Below are 13,298 nucleotides of genomic sequence, written 5' to 3'. Positions count from 1 at the left end.
GATCAACTCCCGTGGTGACGGTCGGCGGGCAACGGATTCAGCCCGTTTTCGGGAAGCGCGGCCAGCAGGTCGCGGGTGTAGTCGTGCTTCGGCGTCGTGAGGACGTCGGCCGCGCGCCCGGTCTCGACGACACGCGAAGCGAGCATCACGGTCAGGTCCGCGTCGTCCGGCAGCGCACCGAGGTCGTGGGTGGTCACCAGGACGACGCGGTCCCGGCCCAGCCCGGTGAGCAACGCGACGATGTCGCTTGACCGCTCCCGGTCGAGCGCGGACGTCGGTTCGTCCGCGACGACCACCGGCGGATCGCCCGCCAGCGCGGCCGCGATCGCCGCCCGCTGCACCATCCCGCCCGAAAGCTCGTGCGGGTACTTCCTCAGCGCGCCGGCTTCGAGGCCCACGAGCGCGAGCAGTTCCTCCGGCCCGCGTTCGCCGCGAAGGTGGCGAACCGTTTCCGCGAGTTGCCCGCCGAGCCGCCGGACGGGCGTGAAGCAGGTCATCGCGGACTGTGGCACCACACCGATCACGCTTCCCCTGCGCGGTTCCGGATGGCCGTCGACCGACACCTTCCCGGTCAGCTTCGCGGAAGCGGGGAGAAGCCCGGTCACGGCCGCGCACAGGGTGGACTTCCCCGAACCCGAGCCGCCGATCACGAAATGCGGCCTGCCGGGCAGGGCGACGAGATCGACGTCCGTGAGCGCGTGACCGGCGGGGTACCGCACGTTGACGCCTTCGAGCGACAGCGTCACGCCATCACCTCCGGACGACGGGTCAACGACCGGCCCAGCGCCGAAAGCGCCAGGGTGACCGCGACGATCGCGCCCGCCGGGAACACCAGCCGCCACCAGTGCCCGAGCAGCAGCGCTTCCCCGGACTCGGCGAGCAGCGTGCCCAGCGAGGCCTGGTGCGGCGGCAACCCGACACCGAGGAAGGACAGTGTCGACTCGTGCCATACGGCGTGGGCGACCAGGAGTACCGCGGCCACCCCGGCCTGACCCGCCGCGACGGGCAGGAAGTGGATCCGCGCGATCCGTGCCCCCGGCAGTCCCCTGAGGCGCGCCACCTGGACGTACTCGGCGTCACGCAAGGAAAGCAGCTCGGCGCGCACGACACGGGCGGTCGCCGTCCAGTGCGTGAGCACGAGCGAAACGACGATGGCGACGAGCGAACCCCGGAACAACGTGACGATGAGCAGGGACAGCAGGAGACTGGGGATGGCCGTCATCGCGTCGGCGACCCGCATCCCGATGCGATCCCACCAGCCACCGAACGCCCCGGCCGTGACACCGACGAAAAGCCCGACGATCGTGGACAGGACGGCGGTGGCCAGCGAGATCCCCAGCGACACCCGCATGCCCATCGCGACCAGGGTGAACAGATCGCGTCCCGAGGCGTCGGTACCGAACCAGTTCCCGGCTCCGGGACCCCGGTCTCCGGCCGCGAAGTCCGTGACGGCTTCGTCGATCGGGTGCGCGAGCGGGGTGACGATCGCGTAGGCGGCCAAGACCGTCACGGCCGCGCCCGCGATCCAGGCGGCGCGTTTGTCAGCCATCGGCCTCGATCCTCGGGTCGACGGCGATCGCGGCGGCGTCCGCGGCGAGGTTGCCCGCCACCACCAGCCCCACCGTGAGCACGGTGACGATCGCCAGCAGCGGGAAGTCCAGCGCCCGCGCGGAATCCACCGTCGCGTCGCCGAGACCCGGCCACGCGAACACGGTTTCCACCACGGTCGCGCCGACGAGCAGCTCCGGCAGCCTTCCGCCGATGAGGGCGAAGAAGGGCGCCGAAGCCATCGGCAGCACGTGTCCACTGTGGACGACGCGCGGCGGGAGGCCCCGGGCGTACGCGCCCCGGACGGCGTCGCTGCCCATGGCCCCGGTGATGGCTTCGCGCAGGCCCAGTGCCAGCCACGGCACCTGCGAAACCCCGAGTACCAGCGCGGGCAGGACGAGATGGCGCGCGGCCGAAGCCGCCGTGATCGGCTCCCCCGGATCCGTGAGTCCCGACGTCGGGAACAGGCGGAGCGTGACGGCGAACAGCAGGACCGCGCCGAGTGCGACGATGAACGGCGGTACGGCCTGCAGCACCACGGCGATCGCGCTGATCACCTTGTCGGCGAAACCGCCGGCCCGCAGCCCGGCCGTGATCCCGAGCGCGCACGCCAGCACCACCGCCACCACCGAACCGGCGAAGCCCAGCAACGCCGTCCACCCCAGCCGTTCGGCGAGCACCTGCGCGACGGGTTCGTGATACGCCCGCGAGTACCCGAAATCGCCGGTCACCGCGCCGGAGATCCAGTGCCACCAAGCCGAGATCCAGCTCTGGTCGAGCCCGAGGGTGTGGCGGAGCACCTCGCGTTCGGCCTCCGTGTAGCCGTCGCCCGACCCGCCGAGATAGGCCTCGAGCGGGTCGAACGGACTGGCCGCGGCCAGCGCGAAGGCCGCCAGCGAGACGACGAGGACCAACGGGACGCCGAACAGCAGGCGGCGTACGGCGAGACGACCGATCCGGGCGCGGCGCGACCGCGTCACTTCCGCGTCCAGCGCGCCAGGGAGTACCACGGTCCCCAGGCCACGCCGTGGCTGTGCGGTTCCAGCGCGGTGGCCCCGGGCTGCCAGCCGTTGTCACGCAGCACGTACACGTGATTCTCCGCGACGAGCGCGAGCATGCCCGGCGCGGCGTGGTAGGCGGCCTGGAAGTCCCGGTACAGCTTGGCGCGCTTGGCCGGATCACGTTCGACGCGCGCCGCCTCCAGCGCTTTGTCGACTTCCGGGTTCACGTAGTCCGAGGCGTTGTCCCACTTCGATCCCACGCCCTTGGCCGCGTACCGGGAGTGGAACTTCGGGTACAGCTGAGTGTCCACTGTGTACGGTTGCCCGCCGCCGCCGAGCAGGAACGCGGTGCTCGCCAGGTACTGCGGGGTCATGGTCGACTTCTCCACCGCGACCGGCTTCATCTCGATGCCGATCTTCTTGGCGTCGGAGACGGTGGCCATCGTGAGATCGCGGCGCAGGGTCTCCGTCGGGTAGTAGGCCACGTCGAACTGCGCGCGGCGGCCGTCACGTTCGCGGACGCCGTCGGCGCCGACACGCCACCCCGCGTCGTCGAGGACCTTCCGCGCGCGGTCCGCGTCGAAGGTGAAGTCCTGCGCGGGATCGTAGGCGTCACCGAACAGCGGGGTGACCAGGGTCGAGACGGGGGTTCCCTCACCCTGCAGGATGTCGCGGACCATCGCGCCGCGGTCGACCCCGAGGTTCAGCGCGAGCCGGACGGCCGCGTCACCGGCCACCGGGTTGCCGCTGGGAAGCGTGACGCCGAGCCAATCGTTGGCCTTGCTGACCACCGTGCGGTAGCCGTCCTTCGCGACGGCGCGCGCGAGCGCCGGGGACAGCCGGGTGCCGTCCGCGCTGCCCGCGAGTTGCGCCGCGCGAGCCTTCTCGTCGTCGGTTCGCCGCACCACGAAGGTCTTCACCTGCGGTTTGGTGCCCCAGTACCCGTCGCGCGCGGTGAGGACGACCTGATCCGGACGCAGCTCCGTCAGCGCGTATGGCCCCGTTCCGACCGGGTGGTCGCCGAGCGGCAGCTTGTCCGCGGGCCCGGGCGCCGCCAGCGACTCCGACGGCGCGATCGCGAGGAACAGCCGGTGCGGCACATCGCCGTAGGCGCCGTTCAGCAGGAAATCGACGGTGTCCGGCCCCGAAACCTGAGCGGTGCGAAGGAAATCGAAGTTCGCCGCGATCGGCGACGCGAACTTCGGATCGACGACGGCGTTGTACGTCGCGACGACGTCCTCGGGCCCGAACGGCGTCCCGTCCGAGAAAGTGACGCCCTTGCGTGTCTTCACCCGCCAATGGCCGAGGTCGCCGTCGACGGGCTCGGGCGCTGCCTCCGCGAGAACCGGGACCGCGTCCGGGATGCGGTCGTCCTGACCTTCCGCGACGCGGTACAGGCTCTCGTAGATCTTCGATTCGCCGTTGCCGCCGTGTCCGGTCAGGGGATTGAACCTGCCGAGTTCCTCGGCGTCAATCACGACGAACCGGTCGGGCGCACCCCCGGACGCTCCCGGCGCACCGCAGCCGACGAGTGCGGCGGCGGAGAAAGTGACGAGTGATGTGACGAGCAGGCGCGAAGGCCGACGATGGAAAAGCACGGCCGCAGCTTAATGAAAATGATAGTCTTTATCATTAACTGTGAGCCTTGTCACCCTCCAGGTCGTGAGCTGAAGGGGCCTTTCCCCGCGTCTCACGCGGTGAAGGACGCTTTCGTCGCATGACATGAGGGGAAAGCGTCCTTCAGCCCCCTAAGCTGGCTCACCTCGCCGAACGACCGCAGGAGCCGTCATGAGTGGATCTTGGAATGCCGCGGAAAGCCGCGCGCGGGCGGAAGAAGTCCGGGATCTCCACGCGATCAGCCATCTCGCGCGCTCCGGCGACGACGGAGACGGCTTGGCGCCGGCCGGCCCGCTGGCGGGCCTTCCGTTGGTGATCAAGGACAACATCCACGTCGCGGGCATGCCGAACACCGCGGGAACCCCGGCGCTCGCGGACCACGTCCCACGCGAGCACGCGAGCGTGGTCCGGCGGCTCGTCGACGCGGGCGCCGTCGTCATCGGCAAGGCGACCATGCACGAGCTCGCGTTCGGCATCACCTGCGACACGACTCCCCTGGGACCGGTCCGCAACGCCTGTGACCCGTTCCGGTTCGCCGGGGGCAGCAGCGGCGGGACCGCGGTCGCCGTCGCGGCGGGCGTCGTCCCGGCCGGTCTGGGCACCGACACCGGAGGCTCGGTGCGCGTTCCCGCCGCGCTCAACGGGGTTTGCGGGTTCCGGCCCACCACGGGCCGCTACCCGTCCGACGGCATGACACCGCTGAGCAGCACCCGCGACACGGCCGGGCCGATCGCCCGCACGGTCGGCGATCTCGCGCTCCTCGACGCGGTGCTCGCGGCGGAGGAACCGGAGACCCTGACCGAAATCCCGCCGTCGGCGCTTCGGCTGGGCGTGCCACACGGTTTCCTGACCGGCGATTTGGACGACGAAGTCGAAGAACTGTGGGCGTCCGCGGTGACCCGGCTGAGCGCGGCCGGGTTCACCCTGGTGCCGATCGACGACACCACGCTCGCCGAACTCAGCGCCGATCAGGGAATGCCGCTGGTGATCCACGAAGCAGGCGTCGGACTCCGGTCCTACCTGAGCGAGTACGTACCCGGAGTTTCGTTCGAGCAACTCGTCAAGGCGGTCGCCGCGGCCGACGTCCAGGCGATCTTCGCCGACTCGGTCCTACCAGGTGTCGATCCGGCCGTCTACGAAGCGGCCCTCGTCGCCCGCTCGGCCCTGCGTCGCACCTACGCGACGATCTTCGGCGAGAGCGGCATCGACGCACTGGTATTTCCCACCACACCGGCGATCGCCCAGGACTTCTCGGCCGTCGCGAACTTCGTGCACCGCGGGCGCGTGGTCCCCACCTTCCCGACCTTCATCCGCAACTGCCAGCCCGGCAGCATCGCGGGCGTCCCCGGCCTGACCGTCCCGATGGGCCGCGGCCCCAGCGGCCTCCCCGCCGGGCTGGCGCTCGACGGCGCCATCGGCGAAGACCGGAAACTGCTGGCAGTAGGCGCTTCCGTCGAACGAGCTCTCAGCTGACCTGGACGCTGGCCTGAAGCGCGCGGATGAGCGCGGTCGCGGCGGGCGGGTCCGGCGGATCGCCGTAGGTGACGGCGTAGATCTGGCGAGGATCTTCCGCCAGTTCGGTGGTGTGGATGCCCGGCAGCCGATGAGCGCGAAGCGCCAGGCGGGGCAGCGTGGTGACGCCCATGCGCGCGGCGACCAGTGACTGCATGACGACGATGTCGTCGCTGACCAGGGAAATGCGCGGAGTGAACCCGGCCCGGCCGCAGATCGTGACGAGCTCGTCCTGACATCGGGTGCAGCCGCCGATCCAGATCGAGTCACGGTGATCGGCGATGGTCTGCCCCGGTTCGCTGGTGATCAAATAGATCGGATCCTCGAGAAGATGGACCAGCCGGAGCCCCTGGTCCTCCCGCGGGGTGTCGGCGTACCGGAAGATCAAGGCGACATCGATCTGCCCTTCCCGCAGCATGCGAAGCGCCTCGACCGGATGTTCGTCGACCAGTCCCAGCTCGATCCCGGGATGAGCGCGGGCCAGCGAAGCGGCCGCCTCGGGAACGATGGTGCTCAAGACCGACTGGAACCCCGCCATCCGGACCCGCCCGGCCCTCAGCCCCACCTGCGCGGCCAGCTCCGCCTCGGCGCCTTCGACCCGGCCGACGATCTCGGCCGCGCGGGCGGCCAGCAGGTTTCCTTCGGGGGTGAGCCGAATTCCGCGGCCGATCCGCTGGATCAGCTTCGCGCCGGTCTCGGCTTCCAACCGCGCGAGATGGTGGCTCACCGCCGGCTGGGTGTAATGCAGTTCCTTCGCCGCGGCGGTCATCGAACCATGCCGCGCGACAGCGTCCAGCACCATCAGTTGGACCAGATTCAGCATACATGAAGAGTACCTATATATAGGAAAGAACGTCGTCATTAGACGCCGGGCGGAGAGCGGACCACGATGATAAGCGACCAGAAGGAGAGTGAGAATGACCGCCGCGTCCACCACCCCGTCCACCTATGTCAGACCCGGTCTCGCGGAGCTCATAAAACGCCTTCGCGAGTGCACCGGGCGAACATCCGAACCCCACGCCACCGCACAGGCCGTGGCGGCCGTCCTCACCGGGCTCCGCCCGACGCCGTACCTCCTCACCCCGGTGGAACGGGAAGGGGCCGCCGGCGGCTACACCCGCAACACCCTGCACGCCGAGTCCACCTTCTCGATCACCGCACTGGTCTGGCGGCCCGGCCAGCTGACCGAGATCCACGACCACCTGGTGTGGTGCACATTCCTTGTCCTCCAAGGAACCGAGACGGAGAACATCTTCGACATCGACGGCGACCGGCTGGTCCGGACAGCCCAGCGGCAACGCGCGGCGGGCTCGGTCAGCGGTGTCGCGCCGCCCGACGACATCCACCAGGTGCACAACACCGGCGACACCGTCGCCATCACCTTGCACGTCTACGGCGCCGACCTCAGCAAGGGAACCAGCGTCCGCCGCAAATACGAGCAGCGCGCCACTCCGAAGTACATGGAGTAAGCGGCAGAGCCATTTCGGCTAACCGGCATTTCCGATGCCGGGAAATTCGTCACGACCACTTTTTCACCGGCTCACGCGCGCATCCCGGAATCCGGCGGCGGACGCAATGTCGACGACGATCGCCGTTCGTGGCAGAGCCATCAAAGGGTCCAGGTGTAGGCGGGGGTGATCGATCGCTCGAAGAAGGACTTGGGCAACCGGGGAAGCATCGCGTCGCGCAAGGCGATCAGCGGCGGGGAAGTCCAGTGCGCGGGAGCCCCGACCTGCCGGGAGCGCCGGGCGATCAGCTGGGTTCGAGGCCTGCGGGAACGGTCGTATTCTTCAAGTCCCGCAGGCACTCCCAGCTTGTCGACGACGGCGGCGAGCGTGACGGCGTCCTCGAGTGCCTGGCACGCACCCTGTCCCAGGTTGGGAGTCATGGCGTGCGCGGCGTCGCCGAGCAGGGCGACCGTGCCGGACACGTAGGTGGGCAACTCCGGCAACTGGTGGACGTCGTGCTGCGACACCGTCTCCTCCCGCGCCGCCGACAACAACGCGGGAATCGGGTCGTGCCAGCGCGCGAACCGTTCGCGCAGCCGGTCCAGACCGGTACGCGAACGAGCGGGAGCGTTGGCCATCACGTAGCAATAGACGCGGCCGTCAGGCAACGGCAGCTGCCCGAACCGTTCGCCACGGCCCCAGGTTTCGACGCTTTCGCCGACAGGGTGCGGCGGGACGATGAAGCGCCAAGTGGTGTACCCGACGTAGCGCGGCCCGGGAATCTCGGGCCAGAGAGACCGCCGGGTCACACTGTGCACGCCGTCGGCGCCCACGACGAGGTCCGCGACGGTCTCGCCACCGCCGTGCACGACAGTGCCGTCGGGCCGCACCTCACGCACGTCGGTGCCGGGCCGAAGCGCCCGCGCGGGCAGCGCCTCGACGAGCAGGTCGATCAGGTCGGCGCGATGCACGGTCACCCACTGGCCGAACCGCCGCCGCAGATCGTCGACGTCGTTGCGGACCAGCCACCGCCCGTTCGCGAGACGCACACCCGCGACCGGGTCCGCCAGTCCACCGTCGCGAAGACGGTCGCCCAGGCCGATCGCGTCCAGCGCGCGCAAGGCGTTGGGCTGGATCGACACCCCCGCGCCGATCTCGGTGAACTCGGGCGCGCGCTCGAGCACCTCGACCTCCCAGCCGCGCCGGTGGAACGCGACGGCGGCGGCAAGCCCGCCGATCCCGCCTCCCACGATGGTCACTTTCATCGAGTTCTCCTTAATGACTCTAGGCTAGCTTAGAGCCATTAAGGAAACATAGGTGCTCTAGGATGTCAACGGCACGACGAGACGAGGTGACCATGGCCGACGGCCCGGGCGGCAGGCGGGAAAAGCGGCGTCAGGACTCGCTGCGGGAGATCCACGCGGCCGTGCGCACGCTGCTGGTCGAGCAGGGATCGGCGGCGGTGACCATCAACGCGGTCGCGCGGAAGGTGGGCATGAGCGGCCCCGCGCTCTACCACTACTACGCGGGTCATGACGAACTGATCGGCGCCGTGACCGCCGGCTTCTTCCGCGAGCTGACCACTGTTCTGGAGCAGGCCCGCGACACCCACGCCGCCGCCCCGGCCGGCCATCGCATCCTCGAGGTATGCCGGGCCCTGCGAACCTGGGCGATCACCCACCCGGCCGAGTTCGGCTGGGTCTTCGCCAGCCCGATCGCCCCGCCCAACCGGCGACAGGACTCGCCCCGGCACGAGGCGGGCCAACGGTTCGAGAACGTCCTGCTCGAACTGACCGCCGAACTCTGGCGGACCGACCCTTTCCCGGTACCCGACCCGGCCGACCTGCCCCCGGCGCTGCGCGAGCAGCTGGTCGCCTACTCCGCCACCATCGACGGACGCCTCCCGCCCGAGGCCTCGCACGTCTTCCTGACCTGCTGGACGCGGCTGTACGGCCTGCTGTGCATGGAAGTCCTGCACCAGCTCGACTTCGCCTACACCGACCTGGAACCCGTCTTCGAAGACTGCCTGCGCGGCCTCGCCGACGCCCTCGGAGTGGACGGGGACTGACCGCCGAGGGCGAAGCGGCTCGGGACCAGTCCCGCCACCGGAGTGCTAACAACGGCACATGCCGCGGTCGAAGAAACGGACACCCAAGAAGACACGACACCGTCCGTCCCCGCGAGATTCGCGACGAACCGCACGAACGCCGATAGCCGAGGGCGGGCTGATACCGGCGGACGAAGTCGCGCACATGACGACCCCACCGCGATTCCCGGCCGAACCTCGGCCGTCCCCCGGTCCTCCGGACACGGTGAACTTCACGAAAGTGCTCCCCGATCCGCGAGATCCCCGCGACGCCGCCGCGGTCGAAGAGCTGTACAAAGGGCTGCTGCGCGCGGTGGATCTGCTCAGGAACGGGCACGATCCCCAGCTGATGCGGGTTTTCGAGGAAGGGCGCCGTGTGGTGCTCGGACTGCTCAAGCCTTGGTGGCGAAGGATGTTCCAGCCGTCACGCGCCCAGTATCTGCGGGCGGTGCATCCGGCGCTCGACGCGCTGAACAAGGAATTGGAGCGCCGTCATTCCCCTGAGCGCGCTCTGCTCGAACGGCAGGCCAAGGCGGCTCCGATCAGCAGCCCCTGCCTGACCGGTGACGCTTGCGAGAAGTGCGGCACCCGGACCGGACGCCTGCTTCCCATCGTCGAGGACTGCGCGAGCGGCCCTCCGCTGGGATTGCGCCTGGCCTGCGCCACGCTGTGCCGGAAGTGCAGCGGCACCCCGTTCAGGGAGCTGTTCGGACCGGCGGAGATCGCCAGGCGGGTCAGGGCGCATTCGGGCCATTGACCGCGATCCGCGTCAGGGACGGCAAACGGCTCCCCGGATCGACCTGGGCGGGCTCGTGTAGACGGCCATGATCCGGCTGTCGGCCGCCTGCAGTTCGAAGCAGTACCGGCGCATCGGGTCGACCGGGATGGTGATCGAACGCGCCCTCCCGGCCAGCACGGTCCGGTTGGGTTCGTTTTCGGGGGCGACGATCACCGCGTAGTCGACGACGTCCGAACTGCTGGTCCAAGTGAGCATGACCTGGTTTCCCCGATCGGCGGGCTCGGCGAGATCCAGCTTGAGATCCTCCGCCTGCTCCGGTTCCGGAGTGGCCACGGCGGGTGACGCCGGGACGAGGTCCGGCTGCCGGTCGCCGAGCAGGACCGCGGCCACCGCACCGAAGGCGGCCACCGTCGCCGCCGCGCCGAACACGACGCCGCGGCGCACTCGGGCCGGCCGGCCGGCCTCCGCCGTCGCGGGCGGGACTTCCCGGCGCTCGTTCGACGGCGGGGAGCCACCGTTCCTTTCCTCGGGGCGAGAGAACATTTCGGCGAGCCGGTCGGCGACCCAGGCGGCGTCCGGTGGGCGGTGCGCCGGATCCGGGGCCAGCAGCCTGCTCACCATCGCCGACAGGATGACCGGCACCCCCGGCAGGTCGATCGGCGGCACCGGGGTGCGCAGCAGCCTCAGCAGCCGCTCGCCCATCGGTTCCCCGAGCCTGCCGGGCTGCGGGTGCTCGCCGGTCAGGGCCAGGTGCAGCACCACTCCCAGGCCGTACAGATCGGCCCGCTCGTCGAACGTCTCGGTGCGCAGGGTCTCCGGCGCCAGGTATTCGAGCGACCGCGCAGGGTCTCGCGGGAACGCCTGCCGCAGGGCGACCCCGAAGTCGGCGAGGACCGCTTGGTTGTTCGTGCGGAACAGCACGTTCGAGGGGTGGACCCCGCCGTGCACGACGCCGGCGGCGTGCGCGGCGGCGAGACAGGTCGCGACGGCATGGCCGAGTTCGACGGCGTCGGCCGTGGGAAGTCTTCCCACCTGGGCCAGCAACGCGGCGAGGGAGTGCGAGCACCGTTCCATCCGGAGCGCGTGCCGCCCGTCGGGCAACTGTTCGACGCCGTCGACCGGCAGCGCGGAAGCCACCGCCCGCAACCGATCACGATCGCGTTCCACCGCCGACAACGTCGCGCGATCGAGCCGCCCAGGGTAGACCTTGAGCACGGCCGGGAAACCCGCGTGGATCGTGGGATAGACGGTGGCCACCGGCCCGGTGCCGAGGGGAACGGTCATTCGGCCACGATCCCCGGTCCGCGCAGGCTGCCCAGATCGAACACGGCCCGGATCCGGGCACGGAACGAGACCACCGTGAGTCCTTTCCGGATCGCCCGGACCGCCGACCACGCCTGCGCCGCCGTCCGGTCGTCGGCACCGCCCGGGGACCACAGCGCGATGTCCACCTGGCGGGCGAGCCATTCCAGCCCTTCCGCGACGGATTTGTCCACTGTGGAGGGAAGACGGCGGGCGAGTTCGCGTGCCGTGGCACCGCGGGACACGATGACGTCGTGCGCGCGCAGGACGTCCCTCGCCTCCAGCCAGGCCGCGACGACCGCCGCCGAACCGGTGCGGCGGCGCCGTCGAGCGGTCCGGACGGCTCGCCAGCACGGTATCGCCACGACGGCGAAGACGAGCACCGAGACGACTCCGAGACCGAGCCAGGCGAGCAAAGGCCCGATCCATGCCTCATCGGATCCGGACGAGCCGGTGGTGACCCCCTCGTCCGGGGGGACTTCTGGATCGCGTAACCGTTGTGGCGGCGGGAGGTCGTCGCGAGCCTGGTCCGTGGCCTGTGCCAGCGCCCCGGCCACCGCGGCGGCACCGTGGGAGGCGCCACCGGTCGGATCGAGCGGAACCCAGCCGACGCCCGCGACGGCCACCTCCGGCCAGGCGAAGGAGTCTCCATTGTGGACGGTCACCGGGCCGGGTCCTCCCGGCGGGGCGCGGAATCCCACCGCGACGCGGGCGGGGATGCCGATCAGCCTCGCCAGTGCCGCGTAGGCGGTCGCGAACTGTTCGCTGGTACCCGCGCGAGCGGTGAAAAGAAACCTGTTCAACTGTGCCCAGCCGCTCCCGGTCGGCAGGACCGGACCGGTCGCCTGCCGGTAGTGCTCGGCGAGATAGCGCTCCAGGACCAGCGCGGCCCGGAACGACGGCCGCAGCCCGCCGGTCGCGGTCCGTGCCAGCTCGGAGACTCCCGGCGGCACCTGCCCGACTCCACCGGACACCGCCGAAGCGTCGATTCCCGCGTCCAGCAGGTCCCCCGGCGCCACCGCCGGTTCACGCCAGCCGAGCTCGTACTCCACCGGTCCGCGCCGCCCCGGCAGCAGGAGTGCCCCGGTTCCCGGGTCGACCAGCGGATCGGCCCCGGCGACGGTGGCCAGGAGAGGCTGGCTGGGCAGCCAAGGGCCACTGCCGTCCGGGACGGTGATCCGCGCGTGCTGGGTGGCCGTCCCCAGCGTCGCGCCGAGCCGGAGATAGGCGCCGTTCGCCCGCCAGCTGACCCCGTCGAACTCGGTGAGGACCGCGATCCGCCAGCGGTCGGCCCCCGCCGTCCCCGTATAGCCGAAGACGGGTTCGGCCGGTCGGGTCAACCGGTCCGCGACCTCGTCGAGCGGATTGTCCACCCGCAGGGGCGGCACCGGGGCGGTTTCGTGTTCGAGTGCCAGCGACGGCCGGGATCCCTGATCCACCGCGGTGATCCCGGCCGAGACCGCCACCGCGAGCACCACGGCGGGCAGCACGAGGATCAGCCTGCTGCCCCGCCGCCGGGTCACGGCGAGCAGCGCGCCGGCGACGACGACGTAGGCCAGTCCGGCGGCGGTGGCCACCGGACCGGACAGCGCCACGTAGGCCTGGCTCAGCCCGGCGACCGCCAGTCCCGGCAGCAGTGCCACCGCGGGCAGGCGCAGCAGTTCGACGCCGAGCACCGCGGCGAACAGCACCGCGAGCGGGACGAACAGGAACAGTTCCGCCTCCGCCCGCGCGGGCCAGGTCGACTGGAGCGTCAGCTGCCAGGACCGGGTGACCCCGTCGAGCAGGCCCCGCAGCATCGCCGCGTCCGGCAGGCCCGGCCCGAACTCCAGTTCCCCCAAGGCGAGCAGGCCGAGAACGAGCATCAGCACCGGCCGCCACGGACGCAACGCGGACACCCGCGCGCAGACCTCGGCGACCGCGAAGCAGACGAGAACGACCGCGACGAGCGGAAGCACGAGCGAGCCCAAGCCGAAGACCGGTGCGAAGAGCAGACCGGGGAGTCCGGTGGCGAGCAGCAGAAGGGCCACCGTGAGTCGTTGTGT

The 13,298-nt window shown here is 70.6% G+C and carries 12 protein-coding genes; 4 read left to right on the top strand and 8 right to left on the bottom strand.

Annotated features, from left to right (window positions below; translation table 11 throughout):
- Positions 1–2: 2 nt before the first annotated feature.
- From ACLJRM_RS21935 to ACLJRM_RS21920, 4 genes are read right to left on the bottom strand one after another with little or no spacing between them, the layout of a single operon-like run.
- Complete coding sequence (locus ACLJRM_RS21935; RefSeq protein ID WP_158255737.1) at positions 3–746, bottom strand: ATP-binding cassette domain-containing protein; 744 nt, start codon at positions 744–746, stop codon at positions 3–5.
- Positions 743–1,549: an ABC transporter permease gene (locus tag ACLJRM_RS21930; protein WP_101609892.1), complete on the bottom strand. Its 807-nt coding sequence runs from the start codon at positions 1,547–1,549 to the stop codon at positions 743–745. The genes ACLJRM_RS21935 and ACLJRM_RS21930 overlap by 4 nt, the downstream gene beginning before the upstream one ends.
- The gene (locus tag ACLJRM_RS21925; RefSeq protein ID WP_233223000.1) at positions 1,542–2,558 is read right to left on the bottom strand and encodes an ABC transporter permease; all 1,017 of its coding nucleotides are present in this window, start codon (positions 2,556–2,558) and stop codon (positions 1,542–1,544) included. Before ACLJRM_RS21925 ends, ACLJRM_RS21930 begins: the two co-directional genes overlap by 8 nt.
- On the bottom strand, positions 2,525–4,147 hold the full coding sequence (locus tag ACLJRM_RS21920) for an ABC transporter substrate-binding protein (RefSeq protein ID WP_410664148.1): 1,623 nt from the start codon (positions 4,145–4,147) through the stop codon (positions 2,525–2,527). The genes ACLJRM_RS21925 and ACLJRM_RS21920 overlap by 34 nt, the downstream gene beginning before the upstream one ends.
- Positions 4,148–4,337: 190 nt before the next feature.
- Between ACLJRM_RS21920 and ACLJRM_RS21915 the strand changes: the two genes are divergently transcribed.
- Positions 4,338–5,639 (top strand): amidase family protein, encoded by a 1,302-nt coding sequence (locus tag ACLJRM_RS21915; RefSeq protein ID WP_410664147.1) that lies wholly within the window; start codon positions 4,338–4,340, stop codon positions 5,637–5,639.
- Here the strand turns inward: ACLJRM_RS21915 and ACLJRM_RS21910 are convergent.
- The gene (locus ACLJRM_RS21910) at positions 5,632–6,501 is read right to left on the bottom strand and encodes a LysR family transcriptional regulator (protein WP_101609895.1); all 870 of its coding nucleotides are present in this window, start codon (positions 6,499–6,501) and stop codon (positions 5,632–5,634) included. The two genes, ACLJRM_RS21915 and ACLJRM_RS21910, sit on opposite strands and share 8 nt — an antisense overlap.
- 94 nt (positions 6,502–6,595) lie before the next feature.
- Between ACLJRM_RS21910 and ACLJRM_RS21905 the strand changes: the two genes are divergently transcribed.
- Positions 6,596–7,147: a cysteine dioxygenase gene (locus ACLJRM_RS21905; RefSeq protein WP_410664146.1), complete on the top strand. Its 552-nt coding sequence runs from the start codon at positions 6,596–6,598 to the stop codon at positions 7,145–7,147.
- Between the two features lie 140 nt (positions 7,148–7,287).
- Here ACLJRM_RS21905 and ACLJRM_RS21900 read toward each other — a convergent pair whose 3' ends face one another.
- Positions 7,288–8,391: an FAD-dependent monooxygenase gene (locus tag ACLJRM_RS21900; protein WP_410664145.1), complete on the bottom strand. Its 1,104-nt coding sequence runs from the start codon at positions 8,389–8,391 to the stop codon at positions 7,288–7,290.
- A 62-nt stretch (positions 8,392–8,453) separates the two neighbouring features.
- Between ACLJRM_RS21900 and ACLJRM_RS21895 the strand changes: the two genes are divergently transcribed.
- Entirely contained in the window at positions 8,454–9,194 is a 741-nt protein-coding gene (locus ACLJRM_RS21895; protein ID WP_410664144.1) for a TetR/AcrR family transcriptional regulator, read from the top strand.
- 184 nt (positions 9,195–9,378) lie between these two features.
- Positions 9,379–9,969 (top strand): hypothetical protein, encoded by a 591-nt coding sequence (locus ACLJRM_RS21890; protein WP_410664143.1) that lies wholly within the window; start codon positions 9,379–9,381, stop codon positions 9,967–9,969.
- Between the two features lie 12 nt (positions 9,970–9,981).
- Here the strand turns inward: ACLJRM_RS21890 and ACLJRM_RS21885 are convergent, their stop codons facing one another.
- Both ACLJRM_RS21885 and ACLJRM_RS21880 read right to left on the bottom strand, forming a co-directional pair.
- Positions 9,982–11,235 carry a serine/threonine protein kinase gene (locus ACLJRM_RS21885; protein ID WP_410664142.1) on the bottom strand — a complete coding sequence of 418 codons (1,254 nt, stop codon included), beginning with the start codon at positions 11,233–11,235 and terminating at the stop codon, positions 9,982–9,984.
- On the bottom strand, positions 11,232–13,283 hold the full coding sequence (locus tag ACLJRM_RS21880; protein WP_410664141.1) for a transglutaminase-like domain-containing protein: 2,052 nt from the start codon (positions 13,281–13,283) through the stop codon (positions 11,232–11,234). Before ACLJRM_RS21880 ends, ACLJRM_RS21885 begins: the two co-directional genes overlap by 4 nt.
- Positions 13,284–13,298 lie beyond the last annotated feature (15 nt).

This window comes from Amycolatopsis sp. lyj-84 (assembly GCF_046549075.1).
Classification (GTDB): Bacteria; Actinomycetota; Actinomycetes; order Mycobacteriales; family Pseudonocardiaceae; genus Amycolatopsis.
The sequence above is the reverse complement of the archived record's forward strand: the minus strand, read 5'-3'. Positions and strand labels throughout refer to the sequence as shown.